Consider the following 25557-nt stretch of genomic DNA (forward strand, 5'->3'; position numbering starts at 1 on the left):
GCGAATTGTGAAGGAAATCGGGTGCCTGATGAGGAATTCGACAGTTTAGCAGCTATACGTCCAATAGATCTCCGTACCAGTGTCGAAAACCTCGATGTAGAACAATTGACAAGCGAAATATTTTTTGTGGGTGGCTCCGATACCGAGGCATCAATAAATGCAAATGGAAGTGACTTCCCAGCGATTATTATAAACGGAGACCGATATAAGCAATTAAATGAATTCCAGGATGACAACGTAAATCGGAATCTCCCAGGTGGACGACTCCCAAGAATGCGACCACCAACCCTCTTCCATCCGTTCTCTCCTGAAGATGACCGGGCAAGAATCGCGGTCTTCTTAGGTCGTGAATTAGGCCATCTCGCCGCAAAAGGTGAAAACGATAAAATCAAAATCGAGGTTGAGGAACTTTTGGAGGGTGCATTTGATTCCTGGGAACAAATAGATTCTGATGAAAAAGAAAAGCTGATTCGCAAAGCCGAAGACATACTTAAGCTATTTGAAAAGAAAGATGTTGAAGGCCACATGGAGAAGCTTGATCAACGGAAATATTATGTAAATAGTAGCCAAGCTCTCGAACGGAAATTTCAGGAGGTCGCCAATGATTTATCTAACGATGATTCGTCTCTAACCGACTGGATGTAATATCTAAAATTCTACTCCACCCCTAGTACCGAAGTTCGTGGCCCAAAAAATCAGATGCTTGTTGAGATGAGGGATGAGTGAGACAAGACCGTCCAAAGACGAGTGGTTACCAATAGATGCTCTGAGGTCCCCTCTTGCCACTCTCTGCAATCCAGTATCCTGACTCTGCATACAGAATACCCTCGCATTCTCTATTAGTGTCGCGTTGATCCAGTGGTCCGGCTTGAGGATGCCTCACAGCAGTTACGTCAGGAAACGCATGTTAACGTCTGTTCTTCCCGTTCAAGATACACCCTGCTCAAACCACCGCCCGCTCGGCGGACCATCGTTGGGGTGAGTACCATGATGACGTGGTCTCACTGCACTGGCGTCTCATTCTCGCCCCGAAACGGATTCAGGACTACGTTCTCGCTCACGAGCTGGCCCATGCGAAGTACGGTGACCACAGCGAGTCGTTCTGGAACACCGTCGGGACCCTGATACCGGACTACCAAGACCGGCGCGAGTCAGTAGTGCTCATGCCGCAGGCGTTCTTGTGCGAACGAGACGTAAGTCGGTGACGACTGGATGTGACTGTCCAGAGTAGGTGTGACAGTCATGGTCCCATCACCTCTCGTTCGCTCGTTCTCACTGCACTCGAGTCGAGAGTCGATTACAGTGTTTTCGGGTGGTGAGTTGCCCACACACCGTGTTCTGTCCCAGTACGCACTGCGGTTCTGGTGTGCAGGAGGGTGTGGGCTGTGCTCACGGATTGCGTTAGAATTATGTCACTTGGGGCGCACTCTCAGTGCGATGCGCCGCCGGACATTCCTCATGGGAGTTGGTGTGGCCTCGACGGCTGGTTGTTTGCGTTTGCAGGACGGTGGTGCGACCAGCGAACGCACCGGGACAGCCACGCCGACCGACAGTACCACGACGACCACCCGCGAGCCAGCGTCTACGGCCGAGGAGACGACCACACAGGAACCTGCTGAACCCACCTTCCCGACCGGTCTCTCCGAGGACGGTGTCTCCGCTTTCCTGTATCCGACGCACCGACAGGCGCTGTATCAGACCAGCTACGAGGCTCAGTGGATAAAACGCGACCGTCGCAATTCGACGGTGAAATGGCAGAAGCAGTACCTGGGCGACCACGGAGAGTCGCTCGGAACCTGGCAAAACCACGACGGCAACCCGGTCCAGATGTACCGGACCGTGCAGGGTAACTACTGGCGGGAGGACCTCGGAGACAGGGTGACGTTCGGCAACGATATGGAGGACAGTGACCCGGCTCTCTGGGGAGAGGAGGTGCAGCCGTTGATTACCGCCGGTGACTGGAGTTCCCCGACCCGTGTCAACGAGACGCGACCAGCCATCTGGAAAGTCACGACGGACACGGTGGGGGACGAATCCGTGCTCCCGGGCAGGAGCCACGGGCAACCGGGCAAGGTACTGTCGATTCCCTCCGCGGAGATGCACGTCGACGAACGGGGCGTGATTCGAAAGCTGGAGGCGAGCTACCGCATTCTGGACGAAGGAAGCGGTGAGTTCGAATACGAGTCGCTGTACACCATCGACAGAGTCGGAGCGGTTTCGCTACAGGAGCCATCGTGGTTTGCGACGGCCAAGGAGGAGGTACCGGCGGTTACAGCCACGCTCACCGACGATAACCGATTCATTCGGTTCGAACTCGAATCCGGGAACCGGCTCGAACCCGGCACCAGGGTGGTCGTCGACGTCGAGAACGGAGACCCCGGCTTTCACCTGAGCCTCGACGCACCAATCGAACCGAACACCCCCGTGTATCTGTACAGACCATCGGACGAACCAGCGTCGGGTGCGGTCGGGCGTCTCTCACGCGGGTCTCGACCGACAGATGCGAATCCGGCACTCCTCGAACACTCCTACTCCTTCTACGCACGACGCCACGGGAACTTCTACTTCCACCGGATCAACGGGCTGCAGTGACTGCCCTCGATTCACCCGCACAGCCTGCCCTCGTGGTCGGCGGTCGTCCATCGGCTGCACTCCCTGTGTGAGTGTTGCAACCGTCACTTCGCCGTGGGGTAGCTGGATACCCACGAGTCAGTACTCGTCTGGTCGAAAAGCGGGGCCGACCCGGGTGGGGTTGGGTGGAAACCCGGTTCGGCCCACGAAGATGGGATGGCGATGAGGGGCCGGGTCACGCGGTGGGCAGGACGCGCGACCCAGTAGCGTCGGCGGCCGTGGGGGGCGACGACTGACGGAGGGCCGGCCGACGCGCAATGCGGGGATGCATTGCAATCCGAACTCGCCGGGCCATCGTAATGAGTTTTCTGCCACAGTGGATTGGCCCGGCGGCGCGGTGGCTCACTGGTTCTGGAGCGCGCAAAGATGGGTGGGGTTCAGTCGTCCTGGCCGATGGGTTCGACCCGCTCGCTGCCGCACTTGGGGCAGATACTGTACGCCGTCTCGTACTCGTTCTCACAGAACTGGCACCGGAATTCGGGCGTCTGCTCGGGGCTGTCGGTTCGGAACGCGTTCTTCAGCGAATCGATGACACTCATGCAGGTCCGGTTCGAATTCGCAGCGAATCATGATAAATGTTACCGTCCCACATGGTCTGCGATACGCCTTTGCTGCGCACCGACGTCCAGTGGAGCATGGTCGAACAGCGGAACGCGTTCGAGGGGGAGACGACCAGGGTGGAGGACGTGCTCCGACCGCTCGCGAGCGACGTTCGCCTGCGTATCGTCAGGGCGCTCATCGGGTCGCCCGGCAAGACGCTGTCGTACTCGGACCTCCAGCGAGCATCGGGCATCAAGGACAGCGGGCAGTTCAGTTACCACCTCCGCCAGTTGCAGGGGCAGTTCGTCACGCAGACCGACGACGGGTATCGGCTCCGGTACTCCGCGGTCGCGCTCTACCAGGCGCTGCTCGCGGGGACTGCACTCGGGGAGAACGAGCCACGGACCATCGACACCGAGAGCCCGTGTCCGGCCTGTGACGGGCTGCTGGAGGCGCACTACTGCGACGACATGCTCACCATCTCTTGCCCGGACTGTCGGCACTTCGTCCACCACGTTCCCTTCCTCCCCGGCGGCGCGGAGGGGAAGTCCGACGCTGGCCTGTTGCGGACCTTCGACCACCAGACCCGGTCGATGATCACCTCGGCCGTCTCGGGCATCTGCCCGTACTGTGGTGGCGAGATGGGCCACGAATTCGTAGAGCGGGACTGGACAGAGGAACACGAGGAGGAGGACACGACGCAGTCGGACGACACCCTGGTACGACCGAAGGCGGTCCCACACTGCGACAACCTCGTCCACTACCGGTGTGACCGCTGTTCCGGCGAACTCCGCACGAGCGTGGGCGAGACGCTGCTCGGCAAGCCCCCGGTCGTGGCGTTCTACTACGACCACGGCGTCGACGTGCGCGCAGTTCCGTCCTGGGAGCTGGCGTTCTGCGTCGACCGCGACGCGGTGACGACCTTGTCGAGCGACCCCTACGAGTTCGGCGTCGCCGTGACCCTCGGTGAGGAGACCCTCCACGTGACGGTCGACGAATCGCTCTTGGTGGTCGAGGCGGAGCGGACCCCGGCGGCCTGAGTCAGGTACGGGCTGATATGTCGGTTGTGAAGAAAACTTCAGTTGCCGTTCTGTCTGAAATGTTCTTCAGAATACACTTTTTTACGTAGGTATGGTACGTGGTAGTGGTGAACACACGTGAGCAACGAGAACCTCAACATCGTGCCGGCCGAGGCCGACCGCGTCGTCGAACTCGACCCGGTCGTCGACCCAGAACCCGTCCCGGAACCAGCGCCGTCCGCTGTCCCGGACATCCAGGAACCGTCGTGGCGCACCGACCTCGCGGCACTCGTCGACAGTCCCACAGTCGGCCGGGTCGTCCTGGCCATGCTGCTCGCCCTCGAGTTCCTCTGGCTGGCGTGGTTCGTCACGCCCGCGCTGGGAATCGTGGTGGCGTTCGGGTTCGTCGTCTCGCTGCTGCTGGTCGTCCCCTACGTCGCGGTTCGGATCGCTGGCGACAGTGTGTAGGCCGCTTTCATCGATTCGAGGCAGAGACCGGTGCGACCGCCGCAGAAACAGAATAATATTCGCCAGCCTGTGAGGCGGCCGGGAAGGACCTGAAGACCGGTTTCAGTCGGGCTGGTAGTTCGGCGCTTCGTCGGTGATCATCACGTCGTGGGCGTGGCTCTCGGTCTGGCCCGCCGCCGAGACGCGAACGAACTCCGAGCGCTCTTTGAACTCGGGGACGGTCTCGGCACCGACGTAGCCCATGCCGGACTGCATCCCACCGACGAGCTGGTGGAGCTCCTTGCTCAGCGGCCCCTTGTACGGGGTCGCGGCCTCGACGCCCTCGGGAACGTAGTCCTCGTCTTCGTCGTCGTCCTTGAGGTAGCGCTGGCCGTCGCCGGACTGCATCGCGCCGACCGACCCCATGCCGCGGTACTGCTTGTACTTCTTGCCCTGCATCTTGACGACGCGGCCGGGGGCCTCGTCGGTCCCCGCGAAGTACGAACCGAGCATCACGGCGTCGGCCCCGGCCGCGATGGCCTTGATGGCGTCACCGGAGTACCGGATACCACCGTCTGCGATGACGGGCACGTCGTGGCGGGTCGCCACGTCCGCGACCTCCGAGACGGCGGTGATCTGGGGCATGCCAGACCCGGAGACGATGCGGGTCGTACAGATGGAGCCCGGGCCGATGCCGACCTTCAGGCCGTCCGCGAAGTCGACGAGGTCCTCGGCGGCCTCCCGGGTCCCGACGTTCCCGACGACCACGTCGGCCTCGACGTTCTCCTTGATCTCGCGAGCGCTGTCGATGACGTTGAGGTTGTGCGCGTGCGCGCAGTCGATGAACAGGACGTCGGCCCCGGCCTCGTCGGCCGCGATTGCACGGTCGACCTCGAACGGGCCGACGGCCGCACCTGCGATGAGACGCCCGTCGTCGTCGCGGGCCGCGTTGTCGTACTCGCGGCGCTGGAGGATACCCTGCATCGTGACGAGCCCGATGAGTCGGTTGTCCTCGTCGACGATGGGGACGCGCTCGATCTTGTGCTCGTACATCAGTTCGAGACCTTCGCGTGCGTTCAGCCCCTTCGGACCCGTGATGACCTCCTCGGTCATGGCCTCGCTGACGCGGTCTTGCTCACCGACCTCGAGGTACGGACGGATGTCCGTCCCGGAGATGATGCCGAGAACCCTGTCGTCATCGTCGACGACGGGGGCACCGTTGACGCCTTCGCGTGCCATCATCGCGTCGACCTCCTCGACCGTCTGGTCGGGGTTCGCCGTGACGACGTCGCGGATGATGAGCTCGTCGGCGCGCTTGACGCGCTCGATGTGGGCCGTCATCTCGTCGACGTCGAGATTGCGGTGGATGACGCCGAGTCCGCCGTTACGAGCCATCGCGATGCCCATGTCCGCCTCGGTGACGGTGTCCATCGCGGCCGAGAGAACGGGAACTGGAAGCTCGACGTTCTTCGACACGCGAGATGTCAGGTCGGCTTCGTCGGGTTCGACGCGGCTCTCTTTCGGTCGGAGGAGCACATCGTCGAATGTCAATGCCTCTGGTACGCGGAGTTTCTCGGAGAATCTGCCGTCCTCGTGAGCGTCCTTCGCCATATAAGTGGTCCGCACGAGTGCCACTAAAGCGTTCCGAGACAGTCGCTCCGTGCCGTTCCCTTTCACACCTTTGAATACCGACAGTAGTGGTGGACAAAGATAGACTCTCTCGGGGAAATCTGCACATCGGCTACGGAGCGTAGCATCGTTTTAAAAAGGCCCTAGTATATCGTTGGCGTTTGGCCACTCGTCTCACACAATCCTTATCAATTCAGGGGTCTGTGATGTGAGTATGAACTCCGCCACGGATTTCACCACGCGAACGTTCGCTCAGGTTCGAGACGACACCGCACGTTCCCTGGCGGAGACATTTGCACTCCTTCGGCCCACCAAACGGTTCGCCGACGCCCCCGCATCGCGTCGCCACCGTTCCCACCCCGGGGCCACGGGTCAGGCCCAACCACCAGCTGATCGATGAGTACGTCACGCCATCCCGTCGCGCTCAGACTGGAAGGTATCGTCGGTGGGAAGACGCGCCTGCTCGCGACCGTCATGGGCCTCTCGCTCGTCGACGGTATCTTCCCCGCACTCGTCCTCGCAGGGGCGCTCTCGACCACCATCGGAATCGTCCAGGTCGGCCTGCTCGTCTTCGGCGGCAGCGCCACCGTCGCGGTCATCCTCGCCGAGATGGACGGAACCCACCGCGAGATAATCGCCAGCGTCGCCCTCGTCGGCGTCGGCGTGGTCGTCCTCGCCGCCATCGAGGCCGCCATCGCCCCGACCATCGAGAGCATCCTCTACACGCACAGGTTCGAGCGCGCCGCTGCACTCGTCATCGCCGCCGTCGCCGCAAAGACCGCGTCCGCACGCGTGGGCGAGTACCTCCCCCGGCCCGCAGTGGTCGTCGGCATCGGCCTGGTGGTCAGCCTCGACCCCTCGAACCCCCAGCTTGCGCTGGCGCCCGACCTGGTCCTCGTCGCCAAGGCCGCGGCCGCGGCCGCCGTCGGCGCGACGTTCGCCCTGCTGGTCGCCATCGCGGGCCCGCAGCTCCGCCAGCGCATGGACGTCGACCGCTTCCGCTTCGGGAGCGCGGTCGCCCTCGGCCTGCTGGCGCTCTCCATCGCCGGCCTCATCGAGGTCAACTCCGCCCCGCTCGCCGTCATGGCCGTCTCGGCCGTCCTCGCGCTGGACCCCAGCGCCGGTGAGGGGCAGCCGGCCGACACTCCCACCGAGCGCGCCGACGCGGCCGACTGAGTGCTCCGCTGACTGACCGGAGGGCTTACGGCTTTCCGGCGTTCCGTTTCCACCATGACAGGCAACCGCGTCGTGGAGGGTCGCATGGTCACCCCCAAGAGCCTCGCCGAACTCGTCGAGGGCGAGTCCGTCATGGAAGCCGAGAACATCGAAGACGCCGACCGGGAGTGTCCCGACTGCGGCGGCGACGTGCTCAAGGTGGTGTACATGCCGAGCGTCACCGAACTCGTCACCGGCTACAAGTGCCAGGACTGCGAGTGGGCCGACGACGACCGCGACTGACCCCGGTTTCGAATCGGTTTGAATCGAAACCCCTTTAGTGCGAACCGCCAAACGAGAGAGCGAAGGGGACGTGGCCAAGCCAGGCATGGCGACTGACTCCAGAGGCCACGCGCCCGGGACGAAACTCCAGCTGATATACCGAGCGGCCGACTGATCATCGGTTCGCGACGACGACCCTCTGGAGTTCCGAGGCGCACACACCGGAGATATCAGTCGATCGGGGGTTCAAATCCCTCCGTCCCCATTTTCTCGCAGCACAACACGACGAGCGAAGCGAGGAGGCTGTGCTGCCTGAATCATAGACGAGGAGGGATTTGAACCAGGGAGCGTAACGGAGTGGAACGACCGTGGTTCCGATTTCTGTGGAATCGGAAGCCTGTGACGGCTCCGTCACAGTGGTTCGAACTTGCCTCCGTCCCCATTTTCTCGAATCACACACCGAGTGAGCGGCGGCTGTTGCTGCCCCGAACTCGGCGCCGGCAGTGGCATCCGATAGTATAAACTGAGTAAACAGTCCCAGCGATTAATTGGTTTTCAGCGACTGGTCGTGACTATGCAGAGACGAACGGTCCTGCAGTCCGTGGGGGCATCGCTCGCGAGCATACCACTCGTCGCATCGACAGTGACAGCCAAGCAGGGTGAGAAGCAACCCGTGGGGGGAACGCTGCCGAACGAGAACGCGCCCGTGCAACAGGTGTCCGGGTTCCCATCGGGGGAGCGAACGGTCGAGGCCGGGCAGTTCCTGCGGCTGGAGAACGGGTGGGTGTTCTTCGACCTCTCCGACGAGAAGATCCGCGAGTTCTTCGAGAAGACCCGACAGACGTTCACGTTCGACGGACAGCGCTTCGTCCTCGACAGCTACGAGGAGTGGGAGGAGTACGCGGTCGAGGGGACCGAGGACCTGTTCCTGTTCACGCACACCGATACGCCGAAGGGGGTGGGCGAGCGCTTCGAGGTGACCTGGGACGTCGTCTACACCGACGCGTACTACGACCCCATCCGGGACATCCAGTACGAGCAGGGCGAGCGAAGCGTCATCTTCCCGTTCCAGAGTCGGTACGAGGTCGTCGCAAAGGACTCAGGAGCGGCGGGGGCGGAAACGGGCCGCCGCTGAAGGCACAACACCACCCGATTCTTCATCGAGACGGCCGGTAGCCTGTGCTGTCGTCGAACCAGCGTCGACTCACGCAGCCGATTCCAAGCTTCCGAGAATAGAAACCAGTATTCATTACGCTACCGCCGAAAGGTTCGCATAGACAGTTACATGCCGACGCGTCGCAGGAGCCTCCAGGCGCTCGCCGCGGCCGGGGCCACGGGTATCCTCGGAAGCGCAGCCTACAGCCAGCTCTCGGCTTCCGACGACGCACCCACCGCACTGGTCGCCGGCTCGCTCCTCACGGTCGCCTCCGACACGCCCGGGGCGAGCATCGAGGCTCACGGCTCGGCAACCGTGGCCCAGCTCGTCCGCGACGAGCTCAGACAGCCAGACGCAATCGCACTCGCAGACCCGGTGTTGTTCCAGGGCATCACCGAGGAGTTCACGCTGTTCGCGACGAACGCGCTGGTACTGACCTACGACCCCAGGTCCGAGCACGCAGAGTCGGTCCAGCAGGACTGGCGCGAGGCGGTCCGGAATCCCGAGGTCAGCATCGGGCGGACCGACCCGAAACTCGACCCACTGGGCTACCGGACCGTGATGGCGCTGCAACTCGCCGAGGGGCTCGACACCGACACGGTGCTCGACGACTCCCGCATCTTCGCCGAGACCGGCCTCCTGAACGCGCTCGAAGCGGGGGGAATCGACGCGGCGTTCACCTACCGGAACATGGCGGTCGAGCGCGGCCTCTCGTACGTCGACCTCCCCGAACGCATCGACTTCTCTGACCCGATGCGGCGCGAGACCTACGCGAGCGTCAGTTACGAGCTGTCGGAGCAGACCGTGCAGGGCGCACCCATCCGGTACGGGGTCGCCGCGCTCACGCCGGCCGGCGAGTCGTGGATTCGGGCCCTCGTCGGCGAAGAGCGCCGCCTCGAACGGGCCGGGTTCACGATTCCGCGGAGCTACCCCAAGCTGGGACGGCCGTAACCGAACGACTGCGGCCCGGCGACCGCGTCGTTTATCCCGCCCACAGTCTCGTTTTGGGGTATGACGCTGGCGAGGGAGACACGCGACGCGGCCGACGAACATCCGTTCCTGCTTTCAGCCCTGCGAGCGGGTGTGGTGAACTACTCTGCGGCCGCCCGGTTTCTGGCGGTCGACGGGGAGGCAGAGGCGGTGGCGACGGCACTGCGACGCTACGCGGATGCCCTGCCAGAGTTCGAGACCGGCAGCCGGGACGTCCGTGTCACCATGCAGAGCGGTATCGGCCCGGTCCCCGAAGCTGCCGACGACGAGCCGTTGCTTCGGGTGAGCGAGCAGGGGTACGGGAAGACGGCCGGTGGCGAGTCCACAGCCATCCTGGCGACGGGGGCGGTCGACGCGGCGTTCTGCCAGCAGGCGCTCGGGCAACTGGAGACCGACGACGTGGGTGTCTCCGCGCTCGGGTTCGACGGGGGCGCACTCGTCGTCCTCGTCGGCCGGCGGGAGGCCGCCAACGCGCTCCGGGCCGTCGAGGCCGCCGCCGAGGCCGTCCGGGAACCGGCGCGAGACACGCCGTGACCACTCACCGTATCCATTAAAAGGACTGCAGGGGAAGAAGAGGGTAATGACCCTGTACGTGTCGAACACGTTGACGGGCGAGAAGGAGGCGTTCGAGCCACAGGACCCCGACGATGTGCTGCTCTACTACTGTGGCCTCACCGTCTCCGACCCCGCCCACCTCGGCCACGCCCGCGGCTGGGTACACGTGGACGTGATGCACCGCTGGCTGGAACAGCTCGGCTACGGCGTCCGACACGTCGAGAACTTCACCGACGTGAACGAGAAGATTGTCGCCCGGGCGGGCGACCCCGAACTCGGCGCGGACGAGGCCGAGGTCGCCGAGCATTACATTCAGGACGTGCTCGACGACATGCGCGGGCTGAACCTCAAGCGCGCCGAGGTGTACCCCCGCGTCACCGAGCACATCCCGGAGATCATCAACCTCATCCAGACACTCATCGACCAGGAACACGCCTACGAGTCCAACGGGTCGGTGTACTTCGACGTCACCACCTTCGAGGACTACGGCAAACTCTCCGGGCAGAAGGTCGAGGAGATCGAGGAGCAAGGCGACCCCGACGAACTCGCCGAGAAGCGCCACCCCGCGGACTTCGCACTGTGGAAGGCCGACGGCGTCAAGCCGGAAGCGGTCCGCGAGCACCGTAAAGAGGGCCACCCACTCGGCGAGGACGAGTGCCCGAGCGGGCAGACGTGGGACTCGCCCTGGGGCGAGGGCCGGCCCGGCTGGCACATCGAGTGCTCGGCCATGTCGATGACCCACCTCGACTCGACCATCGACATCCACGTCGGCGGGATGGACCTCGTCTTCCCCCACCACGAGAACGAGGTCGCCCAGAGCGAGGCCGCGACCGGCCAGCAGTTCTCGAACTACTGGCTGCACGTCCGGTTGCTGGAGACGAAGGCCGAGAAGATGTCCTCCAGCCTTGGTAACTTCACCACCGTCGCGGACCTACTTCGCGAGGAGGGCCCGAACGTGGTCCGGATGCTCCTCGTCTCGACGGCGTACCACAACAAGGCGGTCTTCAGCGACGAGACGCTCACCGAGGCCAGAGAACGCTGGGAACGGCTCGAACGCGGCTACCGCGCCGCCGTCGATGCCTGCGATTCCACCGCGGCCCGGACGAAGGTCGACGACCGCGACCTGAAGTCCGCCGTCGAGCGCACCCGCCGCGAGTTCGCAGAGGGGATGAACGACGACTTCAACACCCGCGAGGCGACGACGGCCCTGCTCGAACTCGCAACCGCGGTGAACAGGCACCTCGCCGACCGCGACGAGTACGACTACCGCGCCCTCCACGACGCCATCGACACGTTCGAAGAACTCGGTGGGGGCGTCCTCGGCTTCCAGTTCGGCGCGCAGACCGGCGGCGAGGCGAGTGTTGCCGACGAGGTCATCCAGCTGGTCCTCGACGTACGCGAGGCCGAACGCGAAGCTGGCAACTACGACCGTGCCGACGAGCTCCGGGACGAACTCGAAGCGATGGGTGTCACCGTCGAGGACACCGACGACGGCACTTCGTTCCACTACTGAGGGCAGCGCGGGGGGTTGCCGAGGGTCGACCCCGAGCATGATAGGCGGACAGACTTTTATCCCCTGCAGAGTGACCGACGGGTATGAAGCTGACTCGACGGACGTTGCTGGGCAGTGCCAGTGCAGGAATCGCGGCGACAGCCGGGTGTCTCGGCATCCTCTCTGGAACGAGCGAGTTCGCGGCCGACCAGGCCGCCGTCGACGAGCAGGTTGCGAGCGACACGAACTACGTCAAGCAGGAACCCAAAGAACAGACCATCGAGAAGACGTTCTCCGCGGCGGGCCAGGAGAAGACGGTGAAGGTGACGAACTGGGTCACGCAGTACTACAAGACCCTCGACCTGCCCATCGCATCGGACCAGAAGGCGGGCGTGTTCGCGCTCATCTCCTCACCGAAGGTCGAGGTCGTCGGCCAGTCGTTCAACCCGCTGAAGGACTGGGACGAGCGCAAACTGGCGAAGCAGATCCAGTCGCAGTACGAGGGCTTCTCGGTCGGCAGCGCGGTCGACGAGTTCGCCGTCCAGATACTCGGCTCCGCGAAGACCGTGACGAAGTTCGAGGGGACCGCGACCCTCAGTGGGAACGAGGTCGACGTCTACCTCCTCCTCACGGGCGCGGTCGGCCACGAGTCCGACTTCGTCGTCCCGATGGGCATCTACCCGCAGGAGATCGACGAACAGGCCAACGTCACGAAGCTCATGCGGAATCTCGTGCATCCCGCGGCAGAATAAGCGCGTCTCTCCGTTCGATTCGAGTACCGTGACACCCGGTCAGGCGTCGGCGGCGTGGACTGCCGAGCGTGCGAGCACGATACGCTCATCGTCGTCGTCGCCGTCGTCGTCGCCGTCGTCGAGTTCGACCTCGTGGAGCGAGACGTGGAGGAACGTGATCGGCGGCGGGAACAGCTGGTCCTCGATCTGGAGTGATGGTTCGACGTCCTCGAGGTCCGGGTCGTAGATCAGGTCTGCGTCCTGTTCGATGTTGGTCGGCCCGCCGATGATGGCTCCTTCGACGTGGGCGCTCCCACCGACGATACACACGTCCCAGCCCTCACACTTGTTCTGGCTGGAGAGCGCGGCTTCGTTCGTCTCGGTTTCGTTCACCGCGGGTGCGTCACGGGGTGCGTAGATGGTTCCGTAGAACTGCGTCGAAGAGCCGCCACCACCGGTGATCGCGACCTGCATATCGGAGGTCCCGTAGATCTGCAGCCGCTCGGACTCGTTCACGATGCCAGCCTGGCCGTTTCGAAGTCCGAAGTCCCCGTTCATGTATATCCGGAGGGCGTGGTCGTCCGTCGGGTTCTCCAGTTCGAGGTCCGCGCTGTCGAGGGAGATGCTCCCGTTGAGGACGAGACTGATGTTCCCGTCCTCGAGGTCGGCCCTGACATCGTTGCTGGAGAGGTTGATATCCCCGTCCAGGTAGTACGTGTTGCCACCTTCCATCGAGATGTTGTTACCGGGATTGTTGGGGGTGATTACCGAACTGTTGTTCCGTGCGCCCTCGATCTTGAGTTCGATGGCCGGGTCGAGCTCGTAGAGCCCGGATTCGATGTTGGGCATCGTCGACCCGATGATCTCACCGGCCCCACTCACGTTGATGTCACCTTCCGCGCGCACGGGCCCCTCGATGGTCGCGTCCCCGTTCTGGACCATGACGTCACCTTCGTCGCCGCCGGTGGCGTACACGCCCTGACCGAAGTCTCCGTTGAGGATCGGTCGCCCGAGCTCCACGGTCACCGTCTCGTTCGAGTGGTACACGGTCACGGCCCTTTCGCTGGTGTGGTCACGGAGGTACTCCGCCCAGCCGGCGTAGTACTCGCTGTGGATCTTGACGGTGACCATCTCACCCTCGACGTAGCCGACGCGGTTGATGGGCGACATCGTCCGGTTCTTCCGGATCTCGACCACGCCGGAGCTGATGCGTTTCTCGCCGGAGACGATCGGAATCGGGAGGTTGAGCGTGCCATCGCGGTAGTGGAACGACGGCGAAGAGACCATCCTCGCGTCGGCACCGGTCCCGCGCCAGACGCCGCCCGCCTGGTAAGCGTAGACGGTGTCGCCGCGGCGGTACTCGATGGACCCGAAGGATTCGTTCGCGATGTCGATGTTCTGGGTGTAGACCTCGATACGGCCGGTGTCCTTCCGGTGGATCGCGCCTTCGCGCGTCCGGATGTCGAAGTCGGTCACCTCGTTCGCACCCTCGCCGAGCGCCACCGACCCGACGTTCTTCTCGAGTTCGATGAACACCTGCTCGACACGCTGTGATTCGGTGTCCTCTTTGGTTTCTTCGAGCGTGAGCCCACCGATGACGATGATAGACACTGCGCCGATGCTCACCAGCCCGATGAGCAACACCACCGCTAGCAGTGCGCTCTGCCCTCGTTCGTTCGGTTCGTGTGTCCCCCAGGACGACGTGTCGTCTCCCCCCCTCGCGGAGAGACGTCTCATACAGTTTCGAGTAGTCACCAGAATATAAATAAGAATTGTAAGGTCTGGCGTAGCTACTGCGTAAAACCATATCTATATAGATATAAAATTTTTAAATCTACTAAGAAAGGATTCCTTAAAATTGCTTAGAGATGTTTTGAAGCCTCAAAGGCTAATGGTAATGGCCGATGATTAATCGGCCATAAGTTTCAATAGTATAATCATATCTCGCTATCCAGTTCGCGTATGAACGTTGTGGCCAAACTGTGGTCCATGGTCAGTCATCATGGTGGTCCTCGGGAACGGTCCGACGCGGTGACGTAGTCGTCCGAATGGCGTCCGGAGAATAGCTCGAACCCGGTCCCTGACTCGGGTAGCCTATCGCCGCAGTGACGGCCGATGTGCTGCCGGTGCGAGCACGATGCGCTCGTCATCGTCGTCGTCCAGTTTGACGTCGTGGACGGAGACGTGGAGGAACGTGATCGGCGGCGGGAACACGCCGTCTTCGAGCTGGAGGGAGGGTTCCGTGCCCACGAGGCTCGGGTCGTGGGTCAACCCGGTACTCGACCCGACGTACGTCGGCCCGGCGACGATGGCACCCTCGATGGCACTGTTCCCCGTTGCGATGCAGACGTCCCAGCCGTCACACTTGCTCTTCGTGTCGATGGTCGCGACGTTGGTCTCGCCGGGGTCGAGCGCCGGTTCGTCCCGCGGCGCGTAGATGGTCCCGTAGAACGCGGTGCTCCCGCCGGTGAAGCCGATCTGCATGTCCGAGGTCCCGTATATCTGGAGGTACTGCGCCTGCCCGGTGATGCCGGCCTGGCCGTTCTTCAGGCCGAAGTGGCCGGTACTGTACACGCGGAAGGCGGATCCCGGGCTCGCGTTGTCTATCTGGATGCCGCCGTCCTCCAGGGCGATGCTCCCGTTGACGATGAGGGTCACGTTCCCGTCCGCGAGGTCGACCTCGATGTCGTCACCGCCCGAGACGATGTCGGAATCGACGTAGTAGGTCTTGCCCTCGTCCAGTTCCTCGGTCAGTGGGTTGGGCCGCGGCTTCGACGCGTTCTGCTTCGCGCTCTCGACCATCCGGTCGATGGCGGGGTCGATCTCCGTCAGATCTGCGTTCACGTTCGACTCCTCCGAGCCGTTTATCGAGTTGTTCTTCTTCTTGTCGATGTCTCCTTCTGCCTTCACCGGGCCCGTGATTCCCCCCGCGTTCCCGTTGGCGTCGACCTTCACGTTACCGTCGGCACCGCCGGTGGCGTACACTCCCTGGGCGAAGTCACCGTCGATGAGCGGCCGGCCCAGCTTGACGACGACCGTCTCGTTGGCCTCGTCGACCGAGACGGCCACATCGTTCGTGCGCTCCCGGAGGTACTGTGCCCAGCCGGCGTAGTACTCGCTCTGGATCTCGACCGTGACGAGCTTGCCTTCGACGTAGCCGACGCGGTTGATCGGTGAGCGCGTCCCGTTCTTCCGGAGCGTGATCTTCCCGCCAGCGAGGCGGTCGTCACCGGAGACGGTCGGAATCGGGAGGTTGAGTGTGCCGTCGCGGTAGTGGAACTGTGGGGCAGCGACCATCATCGCCTCGTCACCGGTCCCACGCCAGACGCCGCCCGCCTGGTAGGCGTACACCGTGTCGTCATTGCGGTACTCGATGGACCCGAAGGTCTGGTTCGCGATCTCGGTGCCGTTGGCGGTCACCGTGATTCGCCCGGTGTTCTTGCGGTGGACGGCCCCATCTTTGGTCCGCAGGGCGAAGTCGACCTGGCCGGAGCCGTCGTCGCTCAACGCCACCGAGTCGATCGTCCGGTCGAGTTCGAGGAAGGCGTACTCGATTCGTTTCGTCTCGGTCTCGGATTGCTGTTGCTCGAGCGTGAGCCCACCCACCACCAGGATGGACACGACACCGATGGTGACGAGCCCGATCAAAAGTACCATCGCTACCACGGCCGTCTGGCTACGGCCCGTGCGTGGCGATGCACCGGTTCGACGTCCCCCTCGTGGTTTCCCCCCTGACGTGGTGGGACGTATCATCGTAACAGGAAATGCACCCGACACGTAAATAGGAATCGATTATTTTACCCTACTCGAACGCAAGAACACCGAGAATAGTTGTTAATTGATTTCTGATTTTGTAGTATAAATGTTCTACAGCCACTCTCGCGGCTATTGACCATTCTGGAACAGCCACCTCGAAGGCTACTATTCGGCCACAAGGTACTTTTATCTCACGACGTCGTTCGTGACTGACGGCCGAGCAGTTCGTCGATTCTCTCTCCCACGATTCTAATAACTCAGTGAGACAACATTTCCTTGACAGAGTGCGTCACGCCTGTCGGAACGAAGGGCATCGAGCCGGTCGAAAAGGAGACGAGTTTCGTCAGTGAAGTCGCTCGCAGAGACTCAGTTCGTCGCCGATACCACTGCGCTGTCGGCGATGAGTATCCGTTCGTCGTCCTCGCCGTCGTCGAGTTCGACCTCGTGGACGGAGACGTGCAGGAACGTGATCGGCGGCGGGAACACGCCGTCCTGAAGCTGCAGGTCGGGGTCGAGCGTCGAGAGACTCGTGTCGTAGGTCATCTCAGTGTTCGTGTTGAGCTTGGTGGAGCCGCCGACGATCGCCCCGACGATGTCCGCGTGTCCCGAGCTGAGGCAGACGTCCCAGCCGTCGCAGGTGTTCCCGTTCTTGAAGTAGTCGTAGGCAGTGTTCGGTTCGCTAGCGTTGACCGCGGAATCGTCACGTGGGGCGTAGTACGTGCCGAAGAATTCGGTTCCGTTCCCACCAGTGATGTAGACCGTACTGTTCGAGGTCCCGTAGAGCTGGAGTCGCTTGGACTCGTTATCGTACCCGACCGAGCCACCCGATTGACCGTAGTGACCCGTCATGTACACCTTGAACGAGTTGCTTCCTGACGGATTGTCGATATCGAGGTCGTCGCCCTCCATGTACAGACTCCCGTTCAGGATGAGCGTGACGTTGCCACTGCCGAGATCAACGTCTACATCCGAGCCACCAGTCGTGATATCAGAGTCGACGTAGTACGTCTTGCCGCCGTCGAGCGTCGTGTTCAGGGGGTCGACCGTCTGGATGGACGTGTCGTTCCGGGCCGTCTTGACCTTGGTGTAGATCACGTCGTCGATAGCAGTGAGGCCCGAGTCGACGTTCTCTTCGGTGGAGCCGGTGATGTCCGACCCGTTGGAGATGTCGCCCTCTGCCCGGACCGGTCCGTCGATCTGTGCGTTCGAGTGGTTGGCGGCCACGGTCCCGCCACCACCGCCGGTCGCGTAGACACCCTGCGTGAAGTTGGTGTCGGCGACCGGTCGGCCCAGCTTGACGAGGACCGTCTCGTTCGCTTCGTCGACCTTCACCGCCACGTTGTTGGTCCGGTCGCGGAGGTACTGTGCCCAGCCGTTGTAGTACTTGCTCTCGATCTCGACCGTGACCAGTTTCCCTTCGACGTAGCCGACGTTGTTCACCGGGGCCTTGGTGTGGTTCTTCGATATCTCGACGACGCCGGAGGAGAGTTGCTCCTCGCCGGTCACCGTCGGGATGGGGAGGTTGAGCGTCCCGTCACGGTAGTGGAACTGTGGGGCTGCGACCATCGTCGCGTCGGCACCGGTGCCACGCCAGACGCCACCAGCCTGGTAGGCGTAGGTGCTGTCGTCACGCCGGTACTCGATGGAACCGAAGGACTCGTTGGCTATCTCGGTCCCGTTGGCGAAGACGGTGATGCGACCGGTGTTCTTGCGGAACACGGCACCTTCCTTCGTTCTGATGTCGAAGTCGACCTCGCGGGTCGACCCACCGCCCAGAGCGACGGTGTCGACGCCTTCGTCGAGCTGGACGAAGACCTGCTCGATGCGCTGGTCTTCGGCGGTATCTTGCGATTCCTGGAGTGCCACGCCGCCGAGGACGACGATCGAGACCGACCCGATGGCCACGATGCCGACGAGGAGGATGACGGCCATGACGGCCGACTGCCCTCGCTCCGCCCGGTGAGTCGCACCACGACTGCCATCGGATCTCCTGGCCCCAGCAGGGAGACCGTTTGTCAGGGAAGCTCCTCTCATCATTCACTGCGTTGCAGTCCGTTAACATATAGGGGGAATACGGTTATGGACCGTTTTCGCCGTTCACGTGGGCGTGGGTGCACCCGTGCTTTCACGCGGCGTGCGCAGAAAGAAGGGTTTAGAATCGTTTTTGAACGGTCTCGGGCATCGGTGAACGATTCAACTAACTCACACGAATCGTGTGGTGGGGTACCAGATACCGTGATGTTCCGATTCCGTCGTCAGCGTGGCTGCCACTCGGGTTCGCGATCTTCGAAGAACGCGTCGATACCTTCGTTCTTGTCCTCGTTGGCGAACAGCAACGCGAACAGTTCGGCCTCGTACTCGATGCCTTCCTCCAGCCCCATCCGCGAGCCCGCCTTCACCGCCTTCTTGGCGATCTCCAGGGCGAGCGGGGACTTCGACGCCATCTTGCCCGCAAGGTCGTACACGCGGTCGTCGAGGTCGTCCTCGGGGTACACCTCGTCGACGAGGCCGATGTCGTTCGCCTCCGTGGCGTCGATGAGTTCACCCGAGAGGATGAGTCGCATCGCCTGACCCTCACCGACGAGCCGGGGAAGACGCTGGGTCGCACCGCCGCCGGGCATGATGCCGAGGTTGATCTCGGGCTGCCCGAGCTTCGACCCCTCCTGGGCGATGCGCACGTCACAGCCCAGTGCAAGTTCCGAGCCGCCGCCGAGACAATGGCCGTTGATGCGGGCGATGACCGGTTTCTCCAGGTCGTCGACGTACTCGTACACGCGCGGGCGTTTCGAGGCGTCGCGCTGCTCGATAGCGTCGCGCTCGCGCAGTTCCGTCACGTCCGCGCCCGCGACGAAGGAACTCGACTCGTCCGAGCCGGTGAGGACCACGACCCGGACCGAGGAATCCGCCTCGACCGCGTCGAGGACCGCCTTGAGCTCCCGGCGAAGCTGCGCGTTCAGGGCGTTGCGGGAATCGGGTCGGTCGAGAACGACGGTCGCGACGCCCTCGGCGTGGTCGCCGACCGCGACGGACACGAGTTCGCAGTCCTCTGCCGCGGCGAGCACGTCGTCGGTCCCTGAGTCGGTCGACTCCTCGCCCATCAGTCGTCACCCCAGTCGCCACTGGTACCCACTATCTCGCCGTCCTCCCAGACGTAGAAGCCCTCGCCGGACTTCTTGCCGAGCTTGCCGGCGCGGACCTTCTGCTTGAGGAGCTGCGGCGGGCGGAACCGCTCGCCGAGCTCCTCGCGCAGGTACTCGAGGATATCCAGGCGCACGTCGAGCCCGACCACGTCGCCGAGTTCGATGGGACCCATCGGGTGGTTGTAGCCGAGTTCCATCGCGGTGTCGATGTCCTGGGGCGAGGCGACGCCCTCCTCCAGCATCCTGATCGCCTCCACGCCGAGGGAGACGCCGAGACGCGAGGACGCGAACCCGGCGGAGTCCCGCACCGTCACCGGCTCGCGGTCGATGCCGTCGACGAACGATTCGGCGAACTCGACCGTCTCCTCGCTGGCCTGCTCCGGCACCACGATCTCGACCAGTTGCATGATGTGGACCGGGTTGAAGAAGTGGAGCCCGACGGCGCGCTCGTCGTGGTCGAGCGCACTGGCGATCTCGGTGACCGAGAGCGAAGACGTGTTCGAGGCGATGACGGTGTCGTCAGCGGCCAGTTCCTCGACGTCCTCGAAGGTCTGCTTCTTCAGGTCCATCCGCTCCGGGACCGCCTCGATGACGATGTCGACCCCGGGGACCGCGTCCGACAGGTCGACGGCGGTGTCGATTCGGTCGAGGGTCTCAGCCATCTCGGCCTCCGTGACCTTTCCGCGGTCGACGCCACCCTGGAGGTTCCGCCGGATGCCGTCGAGGCCGTTCTCGACGTACTCTTCTTCGATGTCGCGCATCGTGACCTCGTGCCCGGCCATGGCACAGACCTGTGTGATTCCATGTCCCATCGTCCCTGCGCCGAGTACACAGACGTTCATGAATGATACCGCTCGGTCGAGCGTCGTAAACGTTGCCGCTTCGGCAGCACGGCGTATGTATCGGTGTGGTGAGTGCTACCGGTGGTCGGGGTCGAAGAGCCAGAGCTGGTTCGGCGCGTGCGGGCCGTCTTCACCGATGAGAACGCGGCCATCGGGGAGGACGACGATGTTGTCCGGCCCCCAGAAGGTCGTCCGCGAGCCGACCGCCGCCGGCTCGATACGCGAGATGTCGAAGTCGCCGTCGAGCTGTGCACAGTACAGCACGCCGTAGGGGAGCCGGTTCAGGGATATCTCGTCGCGAGGGCGCGCGTTCGCCTCGCTCACCTCGTTCGATAACATCGTGCCCTGTACCGACGACACGGCGATGTAGAGGAAGTCACCGGGTTCCGCGCCAGGACGGACGTTGATGCCCTCCATCTTGTTCCACTCGGCGGTCGCCCCCTTCGCGACGGCTGCGCGGCGGGATTCGAGGAACGCGGCCCGGTCGTCGCGGCGGTTGCCCGCTGCCCATTCCTGCACGTCCTTTCGGGTGATGTACCGGCCGCCGGTCCCCTGTCCGTCGTACTCGGTGACCCACGACGCGATCTCGCGCTCGGTCCCGTGGGCCAGCCGCACCCACTCGACGTCGAAGCCGACCCGTCCGGAGTCGCTACCCGAGTCCTGCGTGAGCCGGGCAGCGAACAGGGTTCCGGCGGTGAGGTCCCCGGGGCTATCGGCGACGAACTTGAACAGCACCCCGCCGGCCGCGTCGTCGCTCAGGTAGACGGTGCGCTGGTCGGGCATGACGACCGCGTTCTCGTGGGAGAACCGGCCGAGTGCGAAGCGCTTCTCGGTACCGGGCGTCCGGGCGAGCGGGTCCGTCACCTCGACGATCCAGCCGTACCGGTACGGGTTCCCGGGGCGGCCGAGGTAGCGCTCGACCGACTCGTGGGCATCGCGCCAGGTCGCGCCCGCGTACCAGTTCGCCGCCGGCGGTTCGTACTCCTCCGAGAGCAGCGGGGTGCCCCAGGGTGAGACGGTCCCGAAACAGGTGTTCCACAGGCCCTCGACCGGGCGGAGGTCGAGGTTCTCGCCGCCGAGGACCGTCCACCCCTCGGCGGTGTTCTGGAGGTGTAGTCGGCTGACTGCCGCCGGAATCTGCTCCCACGCGGTGTAGAGGTAGCCCTGGTTCCGGTCGCCGGGGAACGGCACGAACCCGTTGAAATCGGGTTGGCTCGCGTCGGTCAGCTTCGTGCCGTCAGTCGCGTAGGTGATGCCGAGGCCCTCCCCTGTCGCGGTCTTGTCTCCCCCGTTGACCAGCACGCGATGGGTCCCGAGACAGGACCGAAACGTCCGCTTCCCGTGCCGGGTCCAGGGGTAGGTGAGCGCGTCGACCTCGTCAGGGAGGCTTGTCACGTCGACCCCCTCGAACACACCGACTGCACCGCAGTCGTACGGTTTCTCGTTCGTCGAATCGGGATGGGCGACGTTGCAAAAGAGGGTCCCGTCCCCGGTGACGAACAGGCCGGTGAACTCCGCGCCGATGACCGTCGTCGCCACTCGCGTCACCGACCCGGTGGCACAGTCTCGGCGCGTCAGGCTGTCACCGAGCACACCACCGCCGATGCCGAGGGCGACCGCACTCGCCCCGACCAGGCCGAGGCTCTGCCGGCGCGTGAGTTCGCGGCCCATAGTCTCTGAGTGACGTAGGCACGCAGGGGTGATTACCTCGCGGCGACCCCGTGACCACCCGGGAACGTGCTGCCTACCGGGAAACTTCGGGGAAGGTGGTATCCACGGAGTTCGCGGCTCCCCTGATACGTCACGTTATCCCGCCAGCCCGCGTATCTCTCGCATGCGCCTCGACTTCGCACTTACCGCCGTCCGCCGGTCCGTCGCCACCTACGGGTTCCCGGTCCGCGTCGCCCTCGTCCTCGTGTTGGCGATGGTCGGTAACGCCATCCTGCTCGCCATCGCCCAGTCGCTGTCGGTCGCGCCCGGCTTCCAGCCCCTGGCGTACCCGCCGGTCCTGTTCCTGACCGCGGTCGGTGCCGCAGGGGCCGCCGTGGTCTACTGGGGGCTCACCCGACGCGTCGAGGACCCCGAGCGAACGTTCACCCGCATCGTCGTCGCCGTCCTCGCGCTGTCGTTCATCCCCGACTTCGCCCTGCTCGTCGAGGATCCCAACGCGACCCCTGCTGGCGTCGTCGTCCTGATGGCGATGCACGTGGTCGTCGCGGTGGCCTGTGTGGCACTGTTCCCGGCCCAGCAGGTGGTGGCGGAGCCCGAGGCTGAGGCAGAAGCGCAGTAGGCGAGAAGAACGAAAGAGGAACAGAACGGAATGAGGGCCGGTTCAGTCGGTCTGCGGTCTACTCTTGAAACTACGATGCGTAAGCGAATCGAGATTCAAGATTATCCCTGTGGTCTACTCTTGAAACTGCGGTTCACGAGGTGAACCGCGCTTCATAATCCTCCCTGCGGTCGGATTTTGAAACCGTACCTCGTCACACCCTCCTGCGTGTAGATGCGCCGAATCACCGTCTCGACGGTATCCCCCACAGAGAGCGCGTCGGGAGCCGCGTCGGTCACCTGCGCAGGAGCACTCACCGACCCGTCCGTGGGCCCATCGAGTGCGACGACGGCGACCGCGAAGTCACCCGCTTTCCCCTGCTGCTCCGCGAACTCCGGTGGGGCACCGCCCTGCGAGATGGTCGTCAGGGCCTCGACTGTGCCTGTCCCGGACAGTTCGACCGGGTCGTAGTCGGTCCGGGTGTTGCAGGCGTTGCAGGCTCCCTCCGGCGGGAAGTTGAGCGCCCCGCACTCGGGGCAGCGCCCGGCTTCGAGTCGGTAGCGTTGCGGGATGGAGCGCTTCCAGGTGGGCACCGAGACGTACGCACCGCCGCCCGAGGGCGGCCCCGACGTGACCTCGCCGCGCTGACGCAGGTACTCGGCGTAGCTGATGGGCTGGTCGCCGTCGAGCCGGAGCGAACTCGGTAGGCCGGACTCGCACTCGACGACGAAGGCGTCCGAGCCGGCACCGCTGCCGAAGCTGACGCCCAGAATCGTCTGCTGGTCGTCGGCCGCGAGCGCCTTCACGAGCCCGAGCGGGACGCTCGCAGCGCCGGTGTCGCCGAGGTCGTGGACCGTCGCACAGGCCGCGATGGTGTCGGTGTCGACGCCGAGGCCACCGGCGACCCGGTACGGGAGCCGGCCATCGGGTGACTGGACGGCTGCAGCGTCCGGGTCGACCTGCCCGAGCTGGTCGGCCGCGCCGGTGACGACCTCGCGGAACGCCTTCCGGTCGTAGTTCGTCACGTCCAGCCCCTCGACGCGGTCGCTGCCGGTCTCTCGGAACCGGGTGCCCGGGTACGGCGTCGTGTACTCGGCGCGGTCGGTGACATGCGCCAGGCCCTCGTCGACCACGACGAAGGCGGCCGCGCCTGCTCCGGCGGCGTGGTCGACCGCATCGTCGAGGTGCCCACGCGGGCAGTCCGCGACGACGACCAGCCCGATACCGTCGCCGAGGTCCGAATCGAGGGCGTCGAGGAGTGCCTGTGTGCCGGCGCGGGTGCTCCCGGAGTAGGAGCGCCTCGCCGCGGTCTCGGGGACGCCGAGCATCGCGCCCAGCCGGGCTGTCAGGTCCTCCTCGGCGAGCGGGGGCGTCGAACTCGCGAACGCGAGATAGGACACGGCTTCACCGTGGGTCCCGTCGGCGTGCAGGGCGTCGCGGGCGACCTCGGCGGCCATCGTCAGTGCGTCCTCGTCCGCGCCCGCGACGGCCTTCTCCTCGATGCCGCCAGCCTCGAAGCGACCCCACGCCTCGGCGAACTCGTCGGCCGTGATGCGGAAGCGAGGTGCGTAGCCCGCAACGGCACGGATTCCGTTCGTCATCACGCGCTCACCTCCTCGTCCGCGGCCGCGCCGTCTGGGCCTTCGCGCTCGAACAGGTGGACGACCGCGGCCCCACCGCTCCCACCGACGTTGTGGGTCAGGCCGCGGGTCGCACCCTCGACCTGCCGGTCCCCGGCGCGGTGGGTGAGCTGCTTGAACGCCTCGACGACCTGGCCAGCCCCGGTCGCACCGATGGGGTGACCCTTGGACTTGAGCCCGCCGGAGGTGTTCACGACCACGTCGCCACCGTAATCCGTCGCGCCTGAGGCGACCAGCTCCCCGGACTCCCCGGGTTCGCAGAAGCCGAGGTCCTCGTAGGCCATCAGCTCCGCGATGGCGAAGCAGTCGTGGACCTCCGCGAAATCCACGTCTTCCGGACCCATCCCGGCCATCTCGTAGGCCGTCTCGGCCGCCATCTTCGACGCCGGGACGCTGGTGTAGGTGTCGCGCTGGAACAGCCCGACGCGGTCGGAGGCCGCGCCGACACCCGCGACCCGGACGCGCTCGTCCGTGAACTGGTCGACAACGTCCTCGCTGACGACGATGGCGCAGGCCGCCCCGTCGGTCGTCGGACAGCAGTGATACAGATTCAGCGGGTCCGCGATGGTCGGCGCGTTCATCGCATCTTCGAGGGAGCACTCGAAGCCGAGCTGGGCGTGCGGGTTCATCGCGCCGTGGCTGTGGTTCTTCACGGCGACGTGAGAGAGCTGTTCTTTCGTCGTCCCGTGTTCCGCCATGTGCGCACTGGCCATCTGTGCGTACACGCCCGCGAAGGTCGTTCCCGAGAGACGCTCCCACTCGGTCTCGCCCGAGACGCCAAGCCAGTACTTCGTGGCGTCGCCGGACATATCGGTCATTATCTCGACCCCGCTCGCCAGCACCACGTCGGCCATCCCGGACTTGACGGCCTGGACCGCCTGTCGGACCGCGTAGCCCGAGGCCCCGCAGGCGTTCTCGACCCGCGTCGTGGGCACGCCGTGGAGCCCGACGTGTTCGGTGACCGCCGGCCCGGCGAGGCCGAGCTGGCGGCCGCCGACGCCCAGTGTGCCGACGACCGCCTCGTCGAAGTCGTCCGCGTCGATACCGTGGTCGACGCTCTCGACCGCCGCCTCGAAGGCGGTCTCGAACAGCGACCGGTAGCTCTCGTCGGGGAACGAACCGTAGTCAGACTGGCCCGCCCCGACGACGTACGCGTCTCGCATACGGTGGCGTTCACCCGCCCCCGTAAAATAGCCAACCCCGTCTACACGCGGGCCTGCTCACCCTCTGTGCCAACATGTGACCAGTACGTAGCTTTATATTTCGAGAGGCAGATATGAACG

General features: G+C 64.2%; 23 protein-coding genes and 1 tRNA gene. 14 read left to right on the top strand and 10 right to left on the bottom strand.

Translation table 11 applies throughout. The annotated features are described in order from the left end of the window. Positions 1 to 21: 21 nt before the first annotated feature. The 3 genes from N6C22_RS12410 to N6C22_RS12420 all read left to right on the top strand — a co-directional run bounded on the left by N6C22_RS12410 (position 22) and on the right by N6C22_RS12420 (position 2592). Positions 22 to 645, top strand: a complete 624-nt coding sequence (locus N6C22_RS12410) for a hypothetical protein (protein ID WP_261651428.1) — start codon at positions 22 to 24, stop codon at positions 643 to 645. A gap of 287 nt (positions 646 to 932) precedes the next feature. Further along, positions 933 to 1205 (top strand): M48 family metallopeptidase, encoded by a 273-nt coding sequence (locus N6C22_RS12415; RefSeq protein WP_261652558.1) that lies wholly within the window; start codon positions 933 to 935, stop codon positions 1203 to 1205. A gap of 28 nt (positions 1206 to 1233) precedes the next feature. After that, on the top strand, positions 1234 to 2592 hold the full coding sequence (locus N6C22_RS12420) for a hypothetical protein (protein ID WP_261651429.1): 1359 nt from the start codon (positions 1234 to 1236) through the stop codon (positions 2590 to 2592). A 416-nt stretch (positions 2593 to 3008) separates the two neighbouring features. Here the strand turns inward: N6C22_RS12420 and N6C22_RS12425 are convergent, their stop codons facing one another. Beyond that, the gene (locus N6C22_RS12425; RefSeq protein WP_261651430.1) at positions 3009 to 3170 is read right to left on the bottom strand and encodes a hydrogenase maturation nickel metallochaperone HypA; all 162 of its coding nucleotides are present in this window, start codon (positions 3168 to 3170) and stop codon (positions 3009 to 3011) included. A gap of 96 nt (positions 3171 to 3266) precedes the next feature. On the opposite strand from N6C22_RS12425, the gene N6C22_RS12430 reads away from it, so the two are divergent. Together N6C22_RS12430 and N6C22_RS12435 are read left to right on the top strand one after the other, a co-directional pair. Then, entirely contained in the window at positions 3267 to 4211 is a 945-nt protein-coding gene (locus tag N6C22_RS12430; protein WP_261651431.1) for a helix-turn-helix transcriptional regulator, read from the top strand. 117 nt (positions 4212 to 4328) lie between these two features. Then, positions 4329 to 4658, top strand: coding sequence for a hypothetical protein (locus N6C22_RS12435; RefSeq protein WP_261651432.1), 330 nt, complete (start codon positions 4329 to 4331; stop codon positions 4656 to 4658). Positions 4659 to 4760: 102 nt separating this feature from the next. On the opposite strand, the gene guaB is transcribed toward N6C22_RS12435, so the two are convergent. After that, positions 4761 to 6248, bottom strand: a complete 1488-nt coding sequence (gene guaB / locus N6C22_RS12440) for an IMP dehydrogenase (RefSeq protein WP_261651433.1) — start codon at positions 6246 to 6248, stop codon at positions 4761 to 4763. Between the two features lie 414 nt (positions 6249 to 6662). Here guaB and N6C22_RS12445 point away from each other — a divergent pair, with 414 nt between their 5' ends. From N6C22_RS12445 to N6C22_RS12480, 8 genes are all read left to right on the top strand, one after another. Then, a complete protein-coding gene (locus N6C22_RS12445) occupies positions 6663 to 7442 on the top strand; it encodes a DUF5794 domain-containing protein (RefSeq protein WP_261651434.1) in 780 nt (259 codons plus the stop codon). A 54-nt stretch (positions 7443 to 7496) separates the two neighbouring features. Further along, a complete protein-coding gene (locus N6C22_RS12450; protein ID WP_261651435.1) occupies positions 7497 to 7724 on the top strand; it encodes a DUF5795 family protein in 228 nt (75 codons plus the stop codon). Between the two features lie 64 nt (positions 7725 to 7788). Beyond that, positions 7789 to 7968, top strand: a tRNA-Trp gene (locus N6C22_RS12455). A gap of 309 nt (positions 7969 to 8277) precedes the next feature. Next, complete coding sequence (locus tag N6C22_RS12460; protein WP_261651436.1) at positions 8278 to 8838, top strand: hypothetical protein; 561 nt, start codon at positions 8278 to 8280, stop codon at positions 8836 to 8838. Positions 8839 to 8988: 150 nt separating this feature from the next. Next, the gene (locus tag N6C22_RS12465) at positions 8989 to 9810 is read left to right on the top strand and encodes an extracellular solute-binding protein (protein ID WP_261651437.1); all 822 of its coding nucleotides are present in this window, start codon (positions 8989 to 8991) and stop codon (positions 9808 to 9810) included. 60 nt (positions 9811 to 9870) lie between these two features. Beyond that, the gene (locus N6C22_RS12470) at positions 9871 to 10383 is read left to right on the top strand and encodes a hypothetical protein (RefSeq protein WP_261651438.1); all 513 of its coding nucleotides are present in this window, start codon (positions 9871 to 9873) and stop codon (positions 10381 to 10383) included. Positions 10384 to 10429: 46 nt separating this feature from the next. Further along, on the top strand, positions 10430 to 11917 hold the full coding sequence (cysS, locus tag N6C22_RS12475; RefSeq protein ID WP_261651439.1) for a cysteine--tRNA ligase: 1488 nt from the start codon (positions 10430 to 10432) through the stop codon (positions 11915 to 11917). A gap of 83 nt (positions 11918 to 12000) precedes the next feature. Next, the gene (locus tag N6C22_RS12480) at positions 12001 to 12648 is read left to right on the top strand and encodes a DUF6517 family protein (RefSeq protein ID WP_261651440.1); all 648 of its coding nucleotides are present in this window, start codon (positions 12001 to 12003) and stop codon (positions 12646 to 12648) included. 39 nt (positions 12649 to 12687) lie between these two features. Here the strand turns inward: N6C22_RS12480 and N6C22_RS12485 are convergent, their stop codons facing one another. The 6 genes from N6C22_RS12485 to N6C22_RS12510 form a co-directional block, all read right to left on the bottom strand. Further along, positions 12688 to 14364, bottom strand: a complete 1677-nt coding sequence (locus N6C22_RS12485) for a hypothetical protein (RefSeq protein ID WP_261651441.1) — start codon at positions 14362 to 14364, stop codon at positions 12688 to 12690. A 357-nt stretch (positions 14365 to 14721) separates the two neighbouring features. Further along, the gene (locus N6C22_RS12490) at positions 14722 to 16284 is read right to left on the bottom strand and encodes a hypothetical protein (RefSeq protein WP_261651442.1); all 1563 of its coding nucleotides are present in this window, start codon (positions 16282 to 16284) and stop codon (positions 14722 to 14724) included. Positions 16285 to 16749: 465 nt separating this feature from the next. Continuing rightward, complete coding sequence (locus N6C22_RS12495) at positions 16750 to 18315, bottom strand: hypothetical protein (RefSeq protein WP_261651443.1); 1566 nt, start codon at positions 18313 to 18315, stop codon at positions 16750 to 16752. Positions 18316 to 18638: 323 nt separating this feature from the next. Continuing rightward, positions 18639 to 19484: an enoyl-CoA hydratase/isomerase family protein gene (locus N6C22_RS12500; protein ID WP_369684443.1), complete on the bottom strand. Its 846-nt coding sequence runs from the start codon at positions 19482 to 19484 to the stop codon at positions 18639 to 18641. Then, positions 19481 to 20365 (bottom strand): 3-hydroxyacyl-CoA dehydrogenase family protein, encoded by an 885-nt coding sequence (locus N6C22_RS12505; RefSeq protein ID WP_261651445.1) that lies wholly within the window; start codon positions 20363 to 20365, stop codon positions 19481 to 19483. Before N6C22_RS12505 ends, N6C22_RS12500 begins: the two co-directional genes overlap by 4 nt. Before the next feature lie 75 nt (positions 20366 to 20440). Beyond that, a complete protein-coding gene (locus tag N6C22_RS12510) occupies positions 20441 to 22036 on the bottom strand; it encodes a PhoX family protein (RefSeq protein WP_261651446.1) in 1596 nt (531 codons plus the stop codon). 163 nt (positions 22037 to 22199) lie between these two features. On the opposite strand from N6C22_RS12510, the gene N6C22_RS12515 reads away from it, so the two are divergent. Further along, on the top strand, positions 22200 to 22655 hold the full coding sequence (locus N6C22_RS12515; RefSeq protein ID WP_261651447.1) for a DUF6069 family protein: 456 nt from the start codon (positions 22200 to 22202) through the stop codon (positions 22653 to 22655). A gap of 152 nt (positions 22656 to 22807) precedes the next feature. On the opposite strand, the gene N6C22_RS12520 is transcribed toward N6C22_RS12515, so the two are convergent. Together N6C22_RS12520 and N6C22_RS12525 are read right to left on the bottom strand one after the other, a co-directional pair. Then, positions 22808 to 24235, bottom strand: a complete 1428-nt coding sequence (locus N6C22_RS12520; RefSeq protein WP_261651448.1) for an OB-fold domain-containing protein — start codon at positions 24233 to 24235, stop codon at positions 22808 to 22810. Then, positions 24235 to 25437, bottom strand: coding sequence for a thiolase domain-containing protein (locus N6C22_RS12525; protein ID WP_261651449.1), 1203 nt, complete (start codon positions 25435 to 25437; stop codon positions 24235 to 24237). Before N6C22_RS12525 ends, N6C22_RS12520 begins: the two co-directional genes overlap by 1 nt. Positions 25438 to 25557 lie beyond the last annotated feature (120 nt).

The sequence above is a fragment of the Haloarchaeobius sp. HME9146 genome (genome assembly GCF_025399835.1).
Taxonomy (GTDB): Archaea; Halobacteriota; Halobacteria; order Halobacteriales; family Natrialbaceae; genus Haloarchaeobius.